We start from the raw sequence: 19,958 nt of genomic DNA on the forward strand, positions 1-19,958 counted from the left end.
GTGATTGACCCTATGCGGGCAATGCTGATTTCCTTCGACGCAGTCTCAGCACACCCAACCCACCGATGCCGCCTAAAAGAAGCAGGAACGGTGCGGGCAGCGGAACCGGCGCGACATCCAGAGTCACATCCGCATAGATTGTGCGGGATTTCCCCAAGATCAAATCGATACCTTGCTCAAGGGTGACGGTGTAGATACCACCGTTTCCAAAAGCAATGTTGAACACGTTCTGCTGCCACTCCAGAGCGCCAATGGTAATGACCCCAAGGAAGTTCGCGAATCCACCGTCTCCCTCACTAAAAAGTGATCCGCCCGGAGAGGTAAATTCCAGCGTCGTATCTACTGTGAATGCTCCGAATGCAAACCTCGAGTGTTCAAGGCCTAGCTCTACATCAAATAGTGCCAAACGTTCTGTCTCACCAACACCAAGCGAGAAAGCAGAACCAATCAGCCCACCATTCGGTGTAATGGTAATATCACATCGAAAACAACTTGATGTTGAAGTTGTACCTGAACCCGCTCCGACTAAGAAGTCCACCGTCGATGCGTATGCGGATCCAGCTGTTAAGGTAACCGCAACAGCGGCAACTTTACAAATCCTCAGAAAACTCATTACCGTCCTCTACTTTTAAACTTGAGTACAAAATTTAATCAAGATTGCCATATTTAAGACGCGATTGCAGCAAAAAGTTCTCAACTCACATAAATCTTTCGTTATTTTCGTTTGAGGCACCCAAAAAATACACAAAAACTCCCGGTATCCCTTGTTTTGAGCGGACATAATGACCCACTTCCAAGGCCAACACGCAGTGCCCACTGCAAGAATCGCCCTGAAATTTACGAATCCTCAGGTCGCACGTCGTTCAAATCCCAGTTGTATCTATAGGCCTTTACGCGTTGGGCCTCTTTGAGTAGCGCGCGGAGTTCTGGGTCTGCTGCCTTCTGGATACGGAGCAGAAGTGCCTTCTCGTTCGGGCCAAAGTCCTCACGGAACCAGATGTAGATTTTTGACAGAATTAACCCGCCATTCTCATCGAACCGGACTCCGCGCGGGTCATTGACATAGGCGTGTTCAGCGGCCGTAAAGTCACGCTCCAAGGTTTCAGCCTGCCAGGCGCGATCCATCAGGTTCGGGCATCCCACGGCAGCACAGTTCAGCGCATAGTGGATGCGCGGCTCATCGAACACAGGTCGGATAATGCGGTGCTCTATGTCGTTCAGGCTCAGCATCTGGCCCATAACCTCTACCAACGGACGGCTCCAAGGCCCGATGGACAGAGGGCGGTCTTTGATGTCACGGATCGAGTCGACGGGGTAGTTTTCAAGAACGACACTTACCGTCACGGCGTTGTAGAGGTTGATCCAGTACGCCAGCTGCTGATCACGAGTCAGCCGCATCGGGTCTACAGATTGCAGATCGGCCAGATACCTGTCCAGCCGCGCCCGATCCGCCTGGGTCACCTGCCCATACGCCACTCGGTTTACACCTCGGGCATCCGGCGCGACATAGCGGGAGAGGAAGGCGCTCCACATCCGGTGATCGACCTGATGACCCGGCACAGACGCGAACTGGGTCAGAGTTTGTCCCGGCAACACTTCGGGTGCAGGCAAGGCCAGACGCTCGACGCTGGAGCAGGCAGCCAGCAAGGGCAACAACATCAGGACCAACAGCTTTTTCATGAAGCGTCTTTCTGGTTCCGGCGCAAAACCCGCATCTGCCCCTTCAGCCGTTTGAGCGGCGCCAATGCCGGGTCGTTCAAGTCAGGCAGGTTCGCCTGCCGTGACAGACGCGGCACAGCTGCATTCCACCAGCTCGGCCCGGCGGGGCCATCAATCCGGTCCGGACTGGCCAGGTGAAGATCACGCTGTGCATTGTGCACGCACATGGATAAGGGGCCACTAGCCGTGGCCACCATGAACACGCATGAAGCGCAACGGTCCTCCTCTAGATCATCGGCCGCCATAAAGTTGTGAATAAACACTGCCTGCCGCCGCACCGGGCCGCGCAACAGCCCCGGTCCCAGACGCGCCACGCTGAAAACCAGCTGTCCCAGCGCTCGTAACGCCAGAAAAGGGTAACGGCGGATCGCGCGACGCAGCGTGGGGCGGATACGGATAAAGGCGTCCTGCTTGTCATCAACGTCTTCCAGCGCTGCGATCACTTTATGCACCAGTGGCTGGTTCGATAGCAGCGAAACCGCACGCCCTCCGGCCGTAACGACACTGGCGTAACGGTTGCATTTGGAATGCCCCACGGCAGTCGTGCCAAAATGCAGCGGCGTCTCATATCCTGCCTCGATCGCTCGTGCCACGCTGTCCTGCGTGATCGCATCCGGCCGTGCACGCAGGACGCCGCGCCCGGTATCGGCCTGCATCTGGAACGAGACAAAGGCGACCTCGGGACAATCCCGCAGGAATCTGGCAAGCGCTGGGAGGTCGTCGAAATTGCCTCCAAAAACCGTAGTGTTGAACAGAATGCGCAGCCCCAGCCCGCGGACCCGGCGGATATAGGCGCGACGGACAGTGTTCAGTTCAACCTCGCTGCGGAACCCTTTGCGTTCCTGCGTCATGTCGACGTGAAAGGCCACATCGTCCAGCCCCGCCGCCGCCAGCCGTGTGAGCATCGCCCGGCTGGCGCGGATGCCGTTGGTCATCAGGCAGGACCGCATCCCCAATCGGCGGATTTCTCGGCACAGCGCCTCAAGGTCTTCAACCTTGCGTAAGGTCGGGTCTCCCCCGGTCAATTGTACCGAAACCCCGGCGCCATAGTGGCTGCGGATCGTCGCCAACCTCGCAAACAAAACCGAGAGCGGCGGATCATAGGTCATCTCGGCCCGGTCTGAAAGGTAACACAGCGTGCAGTCCAGATTGCAGCGCTGCGTGACCTCAAGCGCGACACAGGCGATGGGATAAAACCGCCCCGCCGTCTGGCCTGCGCCGTATTCACCACAGCTTTGCAACCCGCCGCGCAACGGTGCGCGCTGGTCTTCGCCTTTGAACGAGCGTCCGGCGGGAACGATGGTGAATTTGGCGTGAGCAGAGTCTTTCATGCCCACCAAGCTAGAAGGCTACCAGACCCCAAACCACGCCCCCTCACGGCAAGTTGTCGTGGAGTGATTGGCGCGGCAGGGGTCAAAATTTCGCCTCAAAATGACACTAGGAAAATCGCATTGAACAAGGAGACATTTAACGAATGACGAAACGGGTGGCCGTGTTGGTCGATGGAGAAAATATCAGCGCAGTCCATTGCGATGACATTCTCAAAACCGGTCGGCAAAACGGACGCGTTGACATCGCAAGGGTCTATATGAACGCGCAGCAAAATTCACTTTGGCATGATGCGAGCAGCTTTCACCTGATCCACAGCGGTACCGGCAAGAACGCCACCGACCTGATGCTGGCTATCGACGCGATCGAGTTGGCTTTGCGCCAGAACATCGACACCTTAATCATCGCAAGTTCGGACGGCGATTTCGTCCACCTGCACCGGCGGCTACGCGAGTACGGAGGCACGACCATTGGAGTGGGTGAGGCAAAAACTCCAGCGAACGTTCGATGCTCCTGTTCGCAATTCTTTGAATTGAGTTCTTCAACAAAGTCAAAACCGGAGACGAACGAAAGCGTCAAAACAACCGAGATGGATCAACAAATTCAAAAGATTATTGCCGCCAACAGCAAAAACGGCGCAGGTATGCGTCTGACCATTTTAGGGGCAAAGATGCACCGGCAACATGGGGTCAAGATCAGCGAACAGAAAGATAAGACGTGGCGGCACTATCTGCAGTCCAAGCCGGAACTATACGACTTGGACAAAGCGGGACAGGACGCACATGTGCGGTTCAAACCAGATGGGTTCGCACGCAACCTTCAGCCTAAGTAATCAGCAAAAGCTTCGACCACCAGCTCATACACGTCGCGTTTGAAGGGCACGATTTCTTCGATCAGTTTACCGGGTTCCTGCCATTTCCAGCGGGTGAACTCCGGGTGGGCGGTTTCGATATTGATCTGATCGTCGCGGCCGTTGAAGCGCAGCAGGAACCATTTCTGTTCCTGCCCACGATAGCGGCCTTTCCAGATTTTTGGGACGATGTCGTGGGGCAGGTCATAGGGCAGCCAGCCGTCGGTTTCGGCCACAACCTCAACCAGATCGGCGGTCACTCCGGTTTCTTCCCACAACTCACGCAGGGCCGCATCGCGAGGGGCTTCGCCCTTGTCCACGCCGCCCTGAGGCATCTGCCAGGCATCCGCGTGGCGATCATTGCGCTGGCCGACGAAAATCTTGCCCTCGGCGTTCATCAGCATCAACCCGACGCAGGGGCGATAGGGCAGTTTGGCGATTTCTTCGGGGGTCATACGCGGCCTCGTACATTGCTCTGGAAACTCTGTATCAAGCAGTACACGAACAGCAAAGGGTGTGACGTTAGGTTCTGCGTGACAAAGATGACGTGAACGTCAATCTAACGCCTAAGAATCGGGAGGGAGAGTTCGCCATGACTGCGTACCCAAACATGCTGGCCCCGCTGGATCTGGGCTTTACCACGTTGAAAAACCGCGTCCTGATGGGCTCGATGCATACGGGGCTGGAAGAGACCGGCGACTGGAACCGCGTGGCCGAATTCTATGCGGCCCGGGCCCGTGGCGGTGTTGCGCTCATGGTAACGGGGGGAATTGGTCCGAACCTCGAAGGCTCGGTTCTGCCCGGCGCGTCGATGATGACCAACGACACAGAGGTTGCGAACCACTCGATCGTGACCCAGCGCGTGCATGAGGCGGGCGGCAAGATCGCTATGCAGATCCTGCATGCGGGGCGCTATGCCTATGGCCCGAAATGCGTGGCGCCCAGCCCGGTGAAATCTCCGATCTCGCCCTTTCCGCCGAATGAGCTGGATGAGGACGGGATCGAGAAACAGATCAACGACATCGTCAACGCCGCCGTTCTGGCGCAGAAGGCAGGCTATGACGGGGTCGAGATCATGGGCTCCGAGGGGTACTTCCTGAACCAGTTCCTCGTAACCCATACCAACAAGCGTGAGGATCGCTGGGGCGGGTCCTATGAAAACCGGATGCGCCTGCCGATCGAAGTGGTGCGCCGCACGCGTGAGGCCGTGGGCACCGATTTCATCATCATCTACCGCCTGTCGATGATCGACCTGATCCCCAATGGCTCGACCCATGAAGAAGTTGTGGAACTGGCCCAGCGGATAGAACAGGCCGGGGCAACGATCATCAACACCGGCATTGGCTGGCACGAGGCGCGTATTCCCACCATTGCAACCAGCGTTCCCCGAGCGGCCTTTGCCTGGGTAACCAAAAAGCTGATGGGCAAAGTTGGTATCCCGGTGATCACCTCGAACCGGATCAACACGCCGGAAGTCGCCGAAGAGGTTCTGTCCACCGGCTGCGCCGACATGGTGTCGCTGGCCCGCCCGATGCTGGCGGATGCTGATTTCGTGAACAAGGCGATTGCCGGTCAGTCCGCGCAAATAGCGCCTTGCATTGCTTGCAACCAAGCCTGCCTGGATCACACGTTCAGCGGCAAGCTGACCTCATGCCTTGTTAACCCACGCGCCTGCCACGAAACCGAGCTGGAAATCGGCAAGGCCGAGACGCCGAAGACTGTCGCCATTGTTGGCGCCGGTCCGGCTGGCCTGTCCACCGCGATGACCGCCGCCCAGCGCGGCCATGACGTGACCTTGTTCGACCGCGCCACTGAGATCGGCGGTCAGCTGAACATGGCCAAACAGGTGCCGGGCAAGGAAGAATTCTGGGGGCTGGTCGACTGGTACCGCACCATGATGGACGATCTGGGCGTCAAGGTGGAACTGAACCGCGAGGTCAGCGCTGAAGACCTGACCGGTTTTGACGAGGTGATCATCGCCACCGGCGTCACCCCCCGCGATCCACAGATTCCGGGGCAGGACCATGAAAACGTCATCAACTATATCGACGTGCTGCGCGACAAGGCTGAAGTCGGCAAGTCCGTCGCCGTTATCGGCGCGGGCGGCATTGGGTTCGACGTATCCGAATACCTATTGGAGAACGGCCACAGCATCACCACCGACCTGCCCGCCTGGATGAAGGAATGGGGTGTGACCGACCCAGCCGAGCATCGCGCCGGTTTGGCCCCCGAAGGCCCACAACCCGCAGCCCCCGCGCGCGACGTCACGCTGCTGCAGCGCAAGAAACAAGCGCATGGCAAAGGTCTGGGCAAGACCACCGGCTGGATTCACCGTGCAACGCTGAAGATGAAAGACGTCAACTTCGTCGGCGGCGTGAATTACGAGCGCATCGATGACGACGGCCTTCATATCAGCTTTGGTGAGGAACGCGCCGATCCCACTGTAATCAATGCAGATACAATCGTTTTGTGTTCCGGTCAGGTGTCCGAGCGCAGCCTAGCAGATGCGCTGATCGACCGCGGGATTACTCCGCACGTAATCGGCGGCGCGGATGTGGCGGCGGAACTGGACGCGAAACGGGCGATCAATCAGGGCACAAGGCTGGCGGCTGCCCTCTGATCACTCAGACAGCGCCAGCTTGACGCCCAATGCACCGAATGCTGTCGCGAAACATCGTTTGATCCAGGCCATCACGGATGGCCTGCGAATGACGTAGTCCCGTGCAAGGGCTGCGCAGGTGCCGTATCCGACAAACACCACAAAGGTCATCGCCATGAAGGCGGCGGCCAGCTTGGCCAGTTCCAAACCGGCATTTGCCGTGCCTGCAGGCAGAAACTGAGGCAGGAACGCCAGAAAAAACAAAGATAGTTTGGGGTTCAGGACATTGATCAATGTCCCAGTCGCCGCAATCTTGAGATGACCTGCCGAGGATTTCTCGGCGTTGACTTCCATGGCTCCGCCTTCTTTGACGATCCCCCAGGCCATGTAGAACAGGTAGAGGACACCCAGATACTTGATGACCTGAAACGCCAGCGCACTAGTGTGCAAAAGAGCTGCAAGCCCTATGATGCTGGCCAAAGCTGCCGGGATGATCCCCAATGTACATCCCGCCGAAGCAGCAAGACTGGCGCGAAACCCGCGCCCCAGGCCAACGGCCAATGTGTAGATGACCCCGGTTCCAGGCAATAGCACGACAATCAAGGATGTCAGGAAAAACTCTGGCGTCATTCTGCTCCCCTTCGGTTAGGAGCAGAATTTCCGACATTCAGATTATTGTAAACCGGCTTTCCGGGCAGTTTCGGTGGCTATTCCACCGTAATCGTAATCACCTCGGACACAATCGGCGTGGAATGCGGCACGTGGCCCGCATCGCCCAGCACCAGTTGCAGCGTATGCTCGCCGGGGGCCAGATCCAGCGTCACCTCGGTTTGACCCCCACCGAAATGCAGATGGTTGTCGTCCGAGGGGAGACCGTTGGCCAGCTCATCCGCGCCATCTTCCCCTTCACCCAGTGGCGGCCGGTCGATCAGCAGGTGGTGATGACCGGTGTTTTCCTTCTCAGTCCCGGCGGGTGCTACGCCCATGTTGCTGAGGCCAAAGACCACTGTGACCGGGGATTGAACGGTGTCCCCATCGGACAGGTTCACGAAATAAACCTTCGCATCAGGGTTGGACGGTGTTTCGCCTCCGGCCAGCGCAACGGTTGCGGACAGGCACAGCACAGCTAGGGCAAGTATGGCTCTCATGATCTCCTCCGTGGTCACAAATTTGCCATTCTCATCCTAGCACATTCGGGTGGGAACACCGAAACTCCTTGCCTTGCAGGCTCTGCGGTGATGCCGGAAAACATTGTTTCCGCGTTTCCCATCTGCAAACGATCTGATTTAAATCCCTGATATTATCCCATGTCTGCCCAGTTTCCGCCCAGATTGGAAACCAAAGTGATGCAAAGAATAAGCACCCGGGGAACGAGTATGGATCGACTTACCGAAATGGAAGCCTTTGCCAATGTGGTGGATCAGGGTGGATTCACCGATGCAGCCAAAAAGATGGGCATCTCTAAGTCGGCCGTGTCAAAACACGTATCCAGCCTTGAAGCCCGGCTGGGCGCACGGCTGCTGAACCGCACAACGCGCCGCGTTTCGCCAACCGAAATCGGGTTGGCCTACTACGACCGTGCCCGCCGCGTCTTGAATGATGCTGGTGAAGCTGACGCTTTGGTGACCTCTATGCAGTCCGCCCCCTCGGGACTGCTGCGGATCAGCGTGGCGACAGATTTCGGCGTGAATCATCTGTCTCCGGTTCTGTCGGATTTCTTGGCCGCCTACCCGGATATCACGGTCAACATGGTTCTGAACAATCGCTATGTGGAACTGATCTCTGAAGGGTTCGACGTGGCCGTGCGAATCGGCGAGCTGGAGGACAGTACTCTGCGCGCGCGCAAGCTGACCGAGACCGTAAAACGGATGGTCGCCGCGCCCAGCTATATCGAGAAATTCGGACGCCCGCAAAAGATCGACGACCTCAACGAACACAAGCTGCTGCATTACTCCAGCCAATCATCGGGCAATGTCTGGAAACTGACCGCGCCATCCGGCGAAAAGAGACAAGTTCGCACTGCTGGTTGGCTGAGCGTGAATGACGGGCAGTCCCTGTTGAATGCGGCCATCTCGGGGCTGGGGATCGCGTATCTACCCAGCTACCTGTATGCAGACGCCCTGAAATCCGGCTTGGTTCTGGATGCAATGCCGTCGTTGCCGGATGAAGTTCAGGGCATCTATGCCGTCTACCCGCCCGGGCGCTTTACGCAGCCCAAGGTACGGGCTTTCATTGATTTTCTTGTCGAGGCCTTAAACGAAAAAGGCCCGATGGAGTGGTAATATCTCCCCCAGTGAACCTCGACGGCCCGCGCATCTGTGCGGGTCTTTTTTTGTCCGCTCAGAACCGTTCAACCCACGGGCGCAGGGTCAGTTCATCGCTCCAGGCGGACCGATCCTGACGAATCAAATGCATGTATTCCCGCGCGATGGCGTCCGGGTCCAGCATTGCGTCGGGCGTGTCGGCACCCTCAACCCGGTTCGGGTTGCGGATACCGCCGTCGATGTTGACCCATGCCACATGGATGCCTCTGGGGTGCAGTTCGCGCGCCATGGATTGCGCCAGACCGCGCTGAGCGAACTTGCCCATGGCAAACGGTGCTGACAGCGGGAAGCCCTTGACCCCGGCCGAGGCACCGGTGAACAGGATCGTACCCCGACGGTTGTCGCGCATCGGCTGTTCCAACATACGGCGGGCAGCGGCCTGGCCCAGCAGAAAGGCCCCGTGCGCGGTGACTTCTACCGCCTTGCGGACAGTTTCCGGATCAAGCTCGGTGATCGGGCCGCGCTGCCGAGCCGAGGGGTTATAGCACGCAACCCGCAACTCACCCGGAAGATCGGCAACCAGCGCCGCCACGCCCTGCGCGTCGGTTCCGTCCAACTCATGCAAGGTCGCGCCGGTCTCGGCGGCCAAAGTTTCCAGATCCGACACGTTGCGAGCCGTTAGATGCACAGCGTATCCGCCCTGTGCCAACGCCCGCGCGAACGAGGCCGACAGTCCGGCCCCCGCGCCAATGATCAATGCCTGCGGCGTTGGTGTCTGCTCGGGCATGTGAACTCCTTTCGTATTTGATCGGCTCGCTTGCCTGACTTATTTCACCGGGATCAATTGACCAGCAAAACCGCCTCGACCCGGCGGTTCAGATCGCGGCCTTCTGGCGTGGCGTTCGACGTCAGCGGGGCCAGATACCCAATGCCGCGCGCTTCGAGCCGGTCCGCGGCAACGCCATGCGCTTCGATCAGGCGGACCCGTACAGCTTGTGCCCGACCAGTGCTGACCGAGATATTGGCGTCCAACGCGCCGGTGTCGTCCGTATGCCCCACCAGCGCCATCCGAACGCCGGGGTTGTCGGCCAGATACCCTGCGATCACCTCAAGCGAAGCAAACGGGCCTTCACCCAACGTTATTTCACCGGTTCGGAAATGCAGATCGTCAAGAATCACATGTCCGTTCTGCGTCAAGGCTGTAAGCAGGCCACCCGACTGGCTGACCGTTTCCTCGATTACCAGCGGAGGCGGGGCCTCTGCGTCAACCGGAGAGACCCGGATCAACTGAATGTACCCGCTGGGCGGGTTGCGGCTGACCAGCAGGCTTAGCACATCGTCACCGCGCGAGGCTGACAAAAAGCGATAATCCTGTATCGCCACATACATGTCCGGGGTCGGGACAACTTCGGTGTCGAACCGGAAATCAAACCCACCGCACTTGGTGGCCTCACATTCGAACATCACCTCATAGCCCTGCGCGATGATCTGATCACGCAGTGGGGCCAGCAGTTGCAGCGTCGTGCTAGACCCCGACTGCAAGCGCCAGGTGATACGTTCGACCCGCCCCTCAACCTGCCGCGTGGGCAGGGTGCCATCGGCAAACGGGCCAGTGGGCAGGTCATAGCTATCCAATGGGCTGACCCGTTCGCTTAGCTGACGGGCGCCCGAAGGCAGCGTCAGGTCCTGCGCAACCCCCTGCCCGGCCAACATCAACAGGATCAGTGAGGCAAAGCGGATCATCGGGCCTGCGCGTGGTATTGGTCGTTCGGAACCATCGCCGTGGCACTGGCAACCCGGTTCGACATGTTGAAAAAGCCGGTCACGTTGGCGATGTCCCAGATGTCACGATCGGTGAACCCTACATCCCGCAGGCGCTGACGGTCAGGTTCCTCAATCTGGGTGCTGGCGGTGGTCATCTTGGCGGCAAAGTCCAGCATCGCCCGCTGGCGCGTGTCCAGGGGCGCGACGCGGTAATTCATCACCAGCATCTCGCCTAGCTGCGGGTCACCCGACAATTGCCGCACTGCCGCGCCATGGGCCACCAGACAGTAAAAGCACTTGTTGATCGCCGATACGACCACGGCGATCATCTCACGTTCCAGCTTGCTGAGGCCGCTGTCGCCCAGCATCAGGTCGTTATACGTCGCGGTGAAGGCGTTCAGCTTGTCGATATCAAAGGCATAGGCCCGCAGGACGTTCGGTACAAAGCCCAGTTTCTCCACACAGATATCAAAGTATTTCTGCGTCTCGGGTGGCAGCGGGTCCACCATCGGCAGGTCCAGCGCAGTGGGGGCGGTTTGGTCAGTCACGTCGGGCTTTCTCCTTAAACAAGCTGACGGTAGTGATATTCGCCTACAATCTCCATCCCGAGCGTGCGATAAAGCCCGTTGGCTCCGGCGTTTTCCTTGGTGCAGATCACGCTGAGCGTGTCTGCCCCGTTGTCCCGCGCCCAGAAGGCTGCGGCGCGCATGGCCCAGCCACCCTGACCCTGACGGCGGTGATCGGGCAGGATTTCCAGTGCGTGTACCATCGCGACTCCATTATGCATTGCAACAAACCCGGTCCCGGCAGGCTGATCAGTGTGGCGTAGCAGCAGGCCGGTTTTGGGACCCTTTGCACGCTCCATCACCGCCACACGCTCTGGGCCTATGCCGCCTTTCGCCCAGATCTCGCGCATGATCGCCAGTGGCTCGGGCGTGAGGAACACTGTGACGCCGGGGATCGGAGTGTCCGTCAGATGACCAACAGGGCAGGCATAGATATTGACCGGGTCCAGAACCTGATAGCCGCGCGCGGCCAGTTGCGCGTCCAGCGCCTCGTCCCCCGGGCGCAGACAGAAGATGCGCTTTTGCCCCGTCGCCTGCATCGCACCCTCGGCGGCGTCGATATCTGCCTCGCTTGCTGGGCCCAGCGCATTGGTTGCAGATACACGAGACCCACCGCCCTGCCCCTGACGCAATTGAAACGGTCCCAGCCGTTCATACCGCGCGGCAGGCCATGTGCCGTCAACGATGTCGGCCCAGTTGACACTCACAGTTCAAGCTCTTTCGCAAGCCGGGTGGTGGCGGCATCGATGCGCGCGCCATCGGTACCGCGCACCACGACGTTGGCGCCAAAGACCCCGTTAACCTGAAACGGATAACACCCGATGGACAGATCCGCGAAGTCATCCGCCAACGCGGACAGAGTGGCAGCAATATCGCCCTCACCCCGGTCCACCCGAAGAGTTTGCGACAGCAGCGGGCTGCCCCCGGTCAGGCCGGGCAATACACTGGCGACCATAGCCTGAAACACCGACGGCACACCGGCCATCACATGCACATTTTCAATGGTGAAACCCGGCGCGGTCGAGACCGGATTGTCAATCAGCACCGCCCCGTCCGGAATGCGCGCCATGCGCAGGCGGGCCTCGTTCAACTCCAGCCCAGATTTGTCATAATGCGCTTGCAGCAGCGCACGGGCATCGTCGCGAATGTCGATCCGCGCCCCAAAGGCGCGCGCGATACAATCAGCGGTGATATCGTCATGGGTCGGGCCGATGCCGCCGCTGGTAAACACATGGTCGTGGCCCTCGGACAGTGCCTTAACCGCCGCCTCAATCGCCAGGGCATCATCGCTGACGATCCGCACCTCTTTCAGGTCGATACCATGTTTGCTCAGTTCCCCGGCCAGATAGTGCATATTCGCGTCGCGGGTCCGGCCCGAGAGGATCTCATCCCCGATCACCAGCATTGCAGCGGTTGGATTTGCCATGGCGCGTGCCCCCTCTTGATCGACCGTTAGGGCAGGTATAGGCCCTGAGACATGCGATTTGAAACCCCCCTTGTCCCCGCCCGCCTGATCCGCCGCTACAAACGCTTTCTGGCCGATTGCACATTGGAGGACGGGCGCGAGGTCACCGCCCACTGCGCCAATCCGGGGTCGATGATGGGGCTGGCCGAGCCGGGTGAGAAAATCTGGCTGGAGCCCAATGAAGACCCGAAGAAAAAGCTGAAATACGGTTGGCGGCTGGTCGATCATGAAAACGGGCATTTCACCGGGGTCGATACCTCGGTCCCGAACCGGGCGTTGCGCGCCGCGCTGGAGGCGTGTGAAATCCCCGAACTGGCCGCCTATGAAACCGTCCGCCCCGAGGTGAAATACGGAGAAAACAGCCGCATCGACTTTCTGCTGACCCAACCCGGCCTGCCGGACGCCTATGTCGAGGTCAAAAGCGTCACCCTGTCCCGTCAACCCGGTCTAGCCGAATTCCCCGACAGCGTTACCGCACGCGGCACCAAACATCTGGGCGAGTTGTCAGTGATGGCTTCGCAAGGGCACCGGGCGATCATGCTGTATCTGGTACAGCGCACCGATTGCGACCGATTTACGCTGGCCTCCGATATAGACCCGGCTTATGCGGCAGCTTTCGATGCCGCGCAGGCGCAAGGGGTGGAGCGGTTGGTTTATGGAACTCGGATATCGCCAGACGGTGTAACAGTTTCCGACAGACCAATTGCTTGAAGTCACATCTATGTCTGAGCATTACTTCTGCGAAAGTGGATTGCAGCCTTGCCCGTTCGAGAAAACTTTTCCGCAAATCAAGCGTGCGGCAGCCTAATCGGGAAAAGTGCCCGGTGTTTCATTCTATGAATTTGTGCCAACCAATTCCGGCCACAGCTCGGCATCCAACCCCTTCACAAATGGCTCTAACTGATCCGCCACAGCCTGCCAACCTCCGATCGAGGCTGTGTTCACCGGCTGTCGGGCCTGCAGGTTACTGGCCGTCCTGATCGCATTCGCAGATTGGTCCGGCGTCAGCATGGTGTCCTCGAACGCTAGCCCACAAATCCGCGCCAGTTCTTCGGTTGTTTCCTGCAAATTGCCCACCAGAGCCTCATATCGGATATCGTGAATGCGACCCGGTAAAACCTCGTGCCAGTGGCGCATATAGCGCTGATACCGGTTGGCCTCAGCCGCCATCCATCTCAGGTCATGGGTATAGTATAACCCGCCCGCTCCGAAATTCGCGCGCCACATGGACAGGGCAACATCGCGCGGGTCGCGCAGCACATTAAGGATCACCGCATCGGGGAAAGCCTGCGCAATCTCACCCAGAAAGGCATAGTTTCCGGGGGCCTTATCGACAAAAGCCGCGGTGTCCCCGGCAAGTTTGGGCAGCTTTGCGACGTAATAGTCAGCCAGCTTGTTTGCAGCGCGCCATTCCGCCGGTTGCGCTTCGGCTTGTCGGGCCCATTGGTGGACAGACGCAAGTTCACCCAGCCCCTGTACGGTGGAATGACGGGCCAGAATACGCTCTACCAATGTTGTGCCGGACCGGGGTAGACCCACCACGAAAATCAGCCGAGGACGACCTGCGGCTTCCCCAGAATTCGCAGCAGGCAAAGGGGCCGCCAACCGTCTGACGCAGTCTTTCGCGCTGCGTTCCTCCCAGGCCTCGAACCGACTGCGCTGCAGCTTATGGGCTTCGGCCAGATGCTGCATTTCCTGTTTCGTATTCTTTTGCCGGCGCGCCAGATTTGCCGCAGCAAAACGCAGTTTCACTTCATCCTCCGGGTTGGCCGCAGGGCCACGTTCAAGCGATCCGGAAATCTGGGCATGCAACGTGGCGATATCGTCAAAAGTGAGGTTCGGCAGCCCGGCCATAATTTCGAGCGCTTCCGGATGCCCCGGTGCCAACACAAGAGCGGCGCGCACGTTTTTCAGAACGTCGCCCAATTGCCCCAGACCCAGTTGCGATCTGGTCAGTCGCAAAAGGCCGGGCAGGAATTTCGGCTGTTTCTTGACCAGCGCCGTCAGCACGTTAACGGCGTCTTCCCACCGGTGCATCGAATCTAGGATATCCGCCTTCAGAACCTGTGCATTAGGATTGGCGGGTTCGCGACTCAAAACCTGCTCAACATCGGCCAGCGCCTGTTCCGGTTGCTGCTCTTGCAACAGGGCCAGCGCGCGGATGAACTGCAGGGCAGGGCTGAACGGGCCACGCGCAGCGATCTTGTCCAGAAACGCCAGTGCATCGGCGGGATCGCCACCCTGCACCAAGCTGAGCGCATAATTCTGGGTCAACTCGGCATTTCCGGGATCCAGCCGCCAGGCCTGTTCGAAATGCGTCTGGGCCAGCTTGGGTTTTTGCTGCTGCACTGCGCTGATGCCTGCAAGTCTTGGCAGGGCCGCGACTTTTGGCCATTTCTTGGCGGCTTTGGTGGCTCGTTTGAAAGCACGATCCGGCCGCCCGGTTTTGAGAAGTTCGCTGATGCTGGCGATCTCGGCTCTCAACTGGTCAGCTTTTCTTTGCATCTGCCTGCCCTTCTCTGTTTCTTGTCCTTGCACGGACTTGCCTTGTGCTAGTTTATTATTACCTGAGGGTCTACATGCGATCGGACCTCGTACAGGGCGGTTCTGACCTTGCGACCCGACGCCCTCTGGTACTTTCTGCACAAGCAGCGTAAAAGGAATGCTGCGCGAAACATTTGGAGCCTCGCATCCATGAAGGAACATCGTGGCCGTCTGACCAAGGACGGTATCCGCATCTATGAACAGGGTGACTTTGCCGGTATGCACGCGGCAGGGGCCTTGGCCGCGCGGATTCTGGATGACATTGCCGATCACGTCTTTCCCGGTCAGACCACCGGCGCGATTGACGGGCTGATCACTCAGATGGTCGAGGACGCGGGCGCAACCTCGGCAACGATCGGGTACAAGGGCTATCAGCACGCCAGCTGCATCAGCGTCAATCACGTGGTCTGCCACGGTATCCCCGGCGACAAGCGGCTGAAGGATGGCGATATCCTGAATATCGACGTCACCGTCATCGTTGACGGCTGGTTCGGCGACACGTCGCGGATGTATGTGGCAGGCAAACTGCCCCGCAAGGCCGAGCGTCTGATCCAGGTGACCCATGATGCCCTGTTCAAGGGTATCGAGATGGTCAAGCCGGGTAACACCTTCGGCGATATCGGCCATGCCATTCAGGCCTATGTCGAGGCGCACCGGATGAGCGTTGTTCGCGACTTCTGCGGCCACGGTCTGGGTCGGGTGTTCCACGCGCCGCCGAACGTTCTGCACTATGGCCGTCCGGGCACCGGCGCGGTTCTGGAAGAGGGCATGTTCTTTACCATCGAACCGATGGTGAATCTGGGCCGCCCCGAGACAAAAACGCTGGCCGATGACTGGACCGCCGTGACCCGCGACAAGTCGCTGTCGGCGCAGTTCGAACATTCGGTGGGTGTGACGGCAGATGGGGTCGAGATCTTTACCCTGTCACCGGGTGACAAGTTTCACCCGACCTACTCCTCCTGATCAGCTGCCTGATCACGCATCAGTTTCAGTAGCAGAGTTTCCTGCCCCCATGGCGTCACAGCGTCTTGGATGAATACCGGCGCGCGTGTGGGTTTCCGCTCGGGTCCCGTTGCTGCGTCGGTTTCCTGCGGAACAGTCCAAAAAAGGTTTGTCAGGGCGCGGTCCATACCCTCAAGACTATCACGTCCTGACTAAATCCTCAAAAGCCCCGGAACCTGAGCCATATCGGTAAAAACTTCGGCCCCAAGATCAGCCAGCTTTTCGCCACCTCCATGCGGCGCATAGGCCAGGCAGCGCATATTGGCACGGATTGCGGCAGTTACCCCGCTGGCGCTGTCTTCGATGACCACCGGCCGCGAGGCGCCGAAGTGTTTCACCGCCGTCAGAAACATTGTCGGGTCGGGCTTGCCGACACCTAATGTGTAGGCCGAGAACATCACGTCCTTAAACCGATCCCAAAGACCGTTCTGCCCCAGCGTGACCCGCATTTTGTCAGGCCCGCCATTGGAGGCAACGCAGAAAGGCACACCGCGTTCGTCCAGGAGGTTCAGCAGTTCCAATACTCCGGGAACCAAAGGCACACCCTGGCGAAGATGGGCATCGGTTTCGGCATCAAATTCCGCGATCCAGTTCGCGGGCAGATCAGCCCCCAGATCGCGAGCGATATCCTGAACTTCCGGCATGGTCTTGCCGGTAAAAATTCTGTGGCACTCGTCCGCCGTCAGAGACAAGCCGTGCCGGGCCAGATTGGCGACCATCACCTGATTGGACAGCGGCTCACTGTCGACCAGAACGCCATCGCAATCAAAGATGACCAGATCATGCATCCCGGACGCTGCTCCACATCAGGGTGATATGCGTGTCTCCGTATTTGCGGCTGTCTTGCAGAGTGAACCCCTCGGGCGGTTGCATCGGGGCGTTTTCTTCCCACACAAGCAGGGCATCGTCGGTAATCCAGCCCTGCGACAGGGCGGCGATGGCTTTCTGGCCCATAGACTTGCCGTAAGGCGGGTCCAAAAATATCAGATCATAAGGTGCGCCGGTATTTTCACCCAGTCGCGTGGCATCGCGGCGGATCAGGTCGGTGCGGTCGGCACTGCGAGTCAGGTCGATATTCTTGCGGATCAGGCCTTGTGCCACACGGCCGTCATCCACAAAGGTCGCATGCGCCGCGCCGCGCGACAGCGCCTCAAGCCCCAGCGCGCCAGTGCCCGCAAACAGGTCCAGCACGCGCAGCCCGTCAAAGTCGATCTGATGGCTGAGCACGTTGAACAGGCTTTCGCGTACACGATCGGTGGTGGGGCGCAAATGTGCGCCCGCATCCCCCTTACCGACAGAGGCCAAAGCGCGGCCTCGGAACTCTCCGGCAATGATCCTCACGCTTTGAGCAGCGGCTTGAGGTCCGCGCTCGCGTCGGCCACGATGGCAGGATCGGCGGTCTTACCGGATTCGATCAGGCGTTTGCCAACCATATAGGCGCGCGGGTCATTCATCGCGTCTACTGCAATCAACTGATCACCCTTGTAGTACCAGAAGGATACGGTCTGCCCTTCGCCCTGACGGGTCACCACGCGGTCATATCCGGTGTTCAGACCCGCAATCTGCAGTTTGACGTCATACTGATCCGACCAGAACCACGGCGTCGCCACATAATCCTTGGCCGCGCCCAGCATGTTCTGGGCCACGATCTCGGCCTGATCGATTGCGTTCGGCACGCTTTCCAAACGGATACGCCCTTCGCCATGCGGGAAAGAGGCGCAATCGCCTGCCGCCCAGATCGATGGATCAGAGGTACGGCCATGCGCGTCGGTCTTGATGCCGTTGTCCAGCTCAAGCCCTGCCATCTCGGCCAGTTGAGTCGCGGGGGCGATACCGACGCCAACCACAACGAAATCGACCTGCAACTCGGTTCCATCGGTCAGAATTGCACCCACCACCTTGCCGTTTTCGCCCACCAGACGGTCCAGCCCGACACCTTCGCGGATGTCGGCGCCGTATTCGGTATGCAGCGCGCGGAAGTAGTCACTGGTTTCGGAAGCGGCTACCCTTTGCAGGATACGGTCGGCCATCTCGACCAAGGTCACATTGACCCCACGCTTGGCACAAACCGCTGCGGCCTCAAGCCCGATATAGCCGCCACCGACGATCAGCGCGCGCGCGCCGTCTGTAACGCGGGGCTCCATCTCGTCGATATGGGCCAGATCGCGCACCACGTGCACGCCCTCCAGATCGCCACCAATGGCAGCAGGCAGATAACGCGGGTCAGACCCGGTGGTCAGCGCCAGTTCGTCATAAGAAATAACGTCATCCACTACGGTCACTGTCTTGGCCTGCGGGTCGATTGCGGTGACACGCTGCCCCAGACGCAGGGTAATGTTGTTCTCGGCATAGAAACTCTCGGGCCGCAGGAACAGGCGCTCCAGCTCCATCTCACCCAGCAGATAGGCCTTGGACAGCGGCGGGCGCTGATAAGGCAGATGCGGCTCGGCCCCGATCAGGGTGATATCCCCGTCAAACCCGTCCTTGCGCAGTCTGGCAACAAGCGAAGACCCCGCCTGCCCCGCACCGATCACGACAATATGGCTCATGTTCCTCCCACCGTGTCGAATTCCCGTGGTCTCATCCACACGACCACCTATATTGCGGCTAAGCCCGACTCTGCAAATCCAAACGACAGGAGCTAAAAATGATTTCAACAGGTGATATGCTGCCCGACGCCACGCTGACCCAAATGGGTGCGGACGGCCCGGAAGAGGTGCGGATTTCAGACAAGACCAAAGGGCGCAAAGTGGTGATTTTTGCAGTACCCGGTGCTTTCACTCCGACATGCCATTCGGCCCATGTGCCCAGCTTTATGCGCACCAAGGACCAGTTCGCCGCCAAAGGCGTTGATGAAATCATCTGTGTCTCGGTCAACGACCCCTTTGTGATGCAGGCGTGGGGCGAGGCCACCGGCGCCGCCGAGGCCGGCCTGACCATGCTGGGCGACCCTGCATCCGAGTTCACCAAGGCCATCGGTATGGATTTCGACGCTCCGCCCGTTGGGTTGATCGCACGGTCCAAACGCTATGCCATGCTGGTCGAGGATGGCAAAGTCACAGCACTGAACCTGGAAGAAAACCCCGGTGCCTGCGAAATTTCGGCAGGTGAGGGCCTGCTGGACGTGATCTGATAACGCTTGGCTCCGGGTGACCTCGGGGCCATGACGCCCATTTAACTTGATGCAACGCCCTGATTTGCCAATATTTGAATAATACAATCAGGGAGTTTGTTTGATGAAACTGAAGATCATTACACTCTTGCTCGGTTCTGCGGGGGCGCTGGCCGCCTGCGGCCCGGCCCCGACCCCGCAACAACAGGCGGCGCGACAGCATGAGATCGCTTGCCTTAGCGGGTCTTTAGGTGGCGCGCTGATCGGCGGGGCTATCGGCAACCAGTTTGGTGGCGGGTCAGGCCAGTCTATCCTGACAGCGGCAGGTGCAGCCGCTGGTGCCATTGAAGGCAACAGATTTGCATGCTGAGGAGAATCGGAATGACACGTGGACTTATTATCGCTGCGGCCGTTTTACTGGCCGGTGCCGCCTCGGCTGAAACCGTTGGTGAGCTGCACGAAAACGAGTTGAAGGCCATCGACGCAAATAATGACGGTTTCCTGTCAAAGGACGAGTTCGACGCCTTTTCCGACTATGCGTTTCAGGAGATGGACGACGACAAGAACGGTACGCTGGGATTGGACGAGGCCAAACCGTTTCTGGACATTAAGCAGTTTCAAGACGTTGACCGTAACAACGATAGCTTTATCTCCCGTGCAGAATACGACGCGCAGATGAATGCAGACTTCTCATCTGCCGATAAGGATGGGAACGGTCAGTTGGACTAAGTGCCTGCAGCCCCG

General features: G+C 59.0%; 24 protein-coding genes. 8 read left to right on the plus strand and 16 right to left on the minus strand.

All coding sequences use genetic code 11. The features are described 5' to 3' along the window. Nucleotides 1-10: 10 nt before the first annotated feature. The 3 genes from GOW98_RS03335 to GOW98_RS03345 all read right to left on the minus strand — a co-directional run bounded on the left by GOW98_RS03335 (nucleotide 11) and on the right by GOW98_RS03345 (nucleotide 3,050). On the minus strand, nucleotides 11-613 hold the full coding sequence (locus GOW98_RS03335) for a VPLPA-CTERM sorting domain-containing protein (RefSeq protein WP_170329647.1): 603 nt from the start codon (nucleotides 611-613) through the stop codon (nucleotides 11-13). Nucleotides 614-837: 224 nt separating this feature from the next. Then, entirely contained in the window at nucleotides 838-1,680 is an 843-nt protein-coding gene (locus GOW98_RS03340) for a DUF547 domain-containing protein (protein WP_170329648.1), read from the minus strand. Next, nucleotides 1,677-3,050, minus strand: coding sequence for a radical SAM protein (locus GOW98_RS03345; protein ID WP_170329649.1), 1,374 nt, complete (start codon nucleotides 3,048-3,050; stop codon nucleotides 1,677-1,679). The genes GOW98_RS03340 and GOW98_RS03345 overlap by 4 nt, the downstream gene beginning before the upstream one ends. 143 nt (nucleotides 3,051-3,193) lie before the next feature. Here GOW98_RS03345 and GOW98_RS03350 point away from each other — a divergent pair, with 143 nt between their 5' ends. Then, a complete protein-coding gene (locus GOW98_RS03350) occupies nucleotides 3,194-3,880 on the plus strand; it encodes an NYN domain-containing protein (protein WP_170329650.1) in 687 nt (228 codons plus the stop codon). On the opposite strand, the gene GOW98_RS03355 is transcribed toward GOW98_RS03350, so the two are convergent. Further along, on the minus strand, nucleotides 3,868-4,353 hold the full coding sequence (locus GOW98_RS03355) for an RNA pyrophosphohydrolase (protein ID WP_170329651.1): 486 nt from the start codon (nucleotides 4,351-4,353) through the stop codon (nucleotides 3,868-3,870). The genes GOW98_RS03350 and GOW98_RS03355 overlap by 13 nt on opposite strands. Nucleotides 4,354-4,490: 137 nt before the next feature. Between GOW98_RS03355 and GOW98_RS03360 the strand changes: the two genes are divergently transcribed. Then, nucleotides 4,491-6,518 (plus strand): NADPH-dependent 2,4-dienoyl-CoA reductase, encoded by a 2,028-nt coding sequence (locus tag GOW98_RS03360; protein ID WP_170329652.1) that lies wholly within the window; start codon nucleotides 4,491-4,493, stop codon nucleotides 6,516-6,518. On the opposite strand, the gene GOW98_RS03365 is transcribed toward GOW98_RS03360, so the two are convergent. Further along, on the minus strand, nucleotides 6,519-7,127 hold the full coding sequence (locus tag GOW98_RS03365) for a LysE family translocator (protein WP_170329653.1): 609 nt from the start codon (nucleotides 7,125-7,127) through the stop codon (nucleotides 6,519-6,521). Nucleotides 7,128-7,204: 77 nt separating this feature from the next. Further along, nucleotides 7,205-7,645, minus strand: a complete 441-nt coding sequence (locus GOW98_RS03370; RefSeq protein ID WP_170329654.1) for a DUF4399 domain-containing protein — start codon at nucleotides 7,643-7,645, stop codon at nucleotides 7,205-7,207. A gap of 228 nt (nucleotides 7,646-7,873) precedes the next feature. On the opposite strand from GOW98_RS03370, the gene GOW98_RS03375 reads away from it, so the two are divergent. After that, nucleotides 7,874-8,779, plus strand: coding sequence for a LysR family transcriptional regulator (locus GOW98_RS03375; protein ID WP_170329655.1), 906 nt, complete (start codon nucleotides 7,874-7,876; stop codon nucleotides 8,777-8,779). A 58-nt stretch (nucleotides 8,780-8,837) separates the two neighbouring features. Here the strand turns inward: GOW98_RS03375 and GOW98_RS03380 are convergent, their stop codons facing one another. The 5 genes from GOW98_RS03380 to GOW98_RS03400 are packed head-to-tail and all read right to left on the minus strand — an operon-like array spanning nucleotide 8,838 to nucleotide 12,517. Next, entirely contained in the window at nucleotides 8,838-9,548 is a 711-nt protein-coding gene (locus tag GOW98_RS03380) for an SDR family NAD(P)-dependent oxidoreductase (protein ID WP_170329656.1), read from the minus strand. Between the two features lie 53 nt (nucleotides 9,549-9,601). Continuing rightward, nucleotides 9,602-10,504, minus strand: coding sequence for an OmpA family protein (locus GOW98_RS03385; RefSeq protein WP_170329657.1), 903 nt, complete (start codon nucleotides 10,502-10,504; stop codon nucleotides 9,602-9,604). After that, nucleotides 10,501-11,073: a peroxidase-related enzyme gene (locus GOW98_RS03390; protein ID WP_170329658.1), complete on the minus strand. Its 573-nt coding sequence runs from the start codon at nucleotides 11,071-11,073 to the stop codon at nucleotides 10,501-10,503. Before GOW98_RS03390 ends, GOW98_RS03385 begins: the two co-directional genes overlap by 4 nt. Nucleotides 11,074-11,087: 14 nt before the next feature. Continuing rightward, a complete protein-coding gene (locus GOW98_RS03395) occupies nucleotides 11,088-11,798 on the minus strand; it encodes a GNAT family N-acetyltransferase (RefSeq protein ID WP_170329659.1) in 711 nt (236 codons plus the stop codon). Then, entirely contained in the window at nucleotides 11,795-12,517 is a 723-nt protein-coding gene (locus tag GOW98_RS03400; protein WP_170329660.1) for a competence/damage-inducible protein A, read from the minus strand. The genes GOW98_RS03395 and GOW98_RS03400 overlap by 4 nt, the downstream gene beginning before the upstream one ends. A gap of 51 nt (nucleotides 12,518-12,568) precedes the next feature. Between GOW98_RS03400 and sfsA the strand changes: the two genes are divergently transcribed. Next, nucleotides 12,569-13,267: a DNA/RNA nuclease SfsA gene (gene sfsA / locus GOW98_RS03405; protein WP_170329661.1), complete on the plus strand. Its 699-nt coding sequence runs from the start codon at nucleotides 12,569-12,571 to the stop codon at nucleotides 13,265-13,267. 123 nt (nucleotides 13,268-13,390) lie between these two features. Here sfsA and GOW98_RS03410 read toward each other — a convergent pair whose 3' ends face one another. Then, on the minus strand, nucleotides 13,391-15,061 hold the full coding sequence (locus GOW98_RS03410; protein WP_170329662.1) for a tetratricopeptide repeat-containing sulfotransferase family protein: 1,671 nt from the start codon (nucleotides 15,059-15,061) through the stop codon (nucleotides 13,391-13,393). A gap of 189 nt (nucleotides 15,062-15,250) precedes the next feature. Here GOW98_RS03410 and map point away from each other — a divergent pair, with 189 nt between their 5' ends. Continuing rightward, nucleotides 15,251-16,063 carry a type I methionyl aminopeptidase gene (gene map / locus GOW98_RS03415; protein ID WP_170329663.1) on the plus strand — a complete coding sequence of 271 codons (813 nt, stop codon included), beginning with the start codon at nucleotides 15,251-15,253 and terminating at the stop codon, nucleotides 16,061-16,063. Here map and GOW98_RS03420 read toward each other — a convergent pair. From GOW98_RS03420 to GOW98_RS03435, 4 genes are read right to left on the minus strand one after another with little or no spacing between them, the layout of a single operon-like run. Next, entirely contained in the window at nucleotides 16,051-16,230 is a 180-nt protein-coding gene (locus GOW98_RS03420) for a hypothetical protein (RefSeq protein ID WP_170329664.1), read from the minus strand. The genes map and GOW98_RS03420 overlap by 13 nt on opposite strands. Before the next feature lie 24 nt (nucleotides 16,231-16,254). Further along, a complete protein-coding gene (locus GOW98_RS03425) occupies nucleotides 16,255-16,890 on the minus strand; it encodes an HAD family hydrolase (RefSeq protein ID WP_170329665.1) in 636 nt (211 codons plus the stop codon). Further along, the gene (gene rsmD, locus GOW98_RS03430; protein WP_170329666.1) at nucleotides 16,883-17,443 is read right to left on the minus strand and encodes a 16S rRNA (guanine(966)-N(2))-methyltransferase RsmD; all 561 of its coding nucleotides are present in this window, start codon (nucleotides 17,441-17,443) and stop codon (nucleotides 16,883-16,885) included. The genes GOW98_RS03425 and rsmD overlap by 8 nt, the downstream gene beginning before the upstream one ends. Then, the gene (locus GOW98_RS03435) at nucleotides 17,440-18,651 is read right to left on the minus strand and encodes an NAD(P)/FAD-dependent oxidoreductase (protein WP_170329667.1); all 1,212 of its coding nucleotides are present in this window, start codon (nucleotides 18,649-18,651) and stop codon (nucleotides 17,440-17,442) included. The genes rsmD and GOW98_RS03435 overlap by 4 nt, the downstream gene beginning before the upstream one ends. A gap of 98 nt (nucleotides 18,652-18,749) precedes the next feature. On the opposite strand from GOW98_RS03435, the gene GOW98_RS03440 reads away from it, so the two are divergent. From GOW98_RS03440 to GOW98_RS03450, 3 genes are all read left to right on the plus strand, one after another. Then, nucleotides 18,750-19,235 carry a peroxiredoxin gene (locus GOW98_RS03440; protein ID WP_170329668.1) on the plus strand — a complete coding sequence of 162 codons (486 nt, stop codon included), beginning with the start codon at nucleotides 18,750-18,752 and terminating at the stop codon, nucleotides 19,233-19,235. A 103-nt stretch (nucleotides 19,236-19,338) separates the two neighbouring features. Further along, nucleotides 19,339-19,584, plus strand: coding sequence for a glycine zipper 2TM domain-containing protein (locus tag GOW98_RS03445; protein WP_170329669.1), 246 nt, complete (start codon nucleotides 19,339-19,341; stop codon nucleotides 19,582-19,584). An 11-nt stretch (nucleotides 19,585-19,595) separates the two neighbouring features. Then, on the plus strand, nucleotides 19,596-19,943 hold the full coding sequence (locus GOW98_RS03450) for a hypothetical protein (protein ID WP_254437887.1): 348 nt from the start codon (nucleotides 19,596-19,598) through the stop codon (nucleotides 19,941-19,943). Nucleotides 19,944-19,958: the final 15 nt, after the last annotated feature.

The sequence above is a fragment of the Ruegeria arenilitoris genome (assembly GCF_013032445.1).
Taxonomy (GTDB): Bacteria; Pseudomonadota; Alphaproteobacteria; order Rhodobacterales; family Rhodobacteraceae; genus Ruegeria; species Ruegeria arenilitoris_F.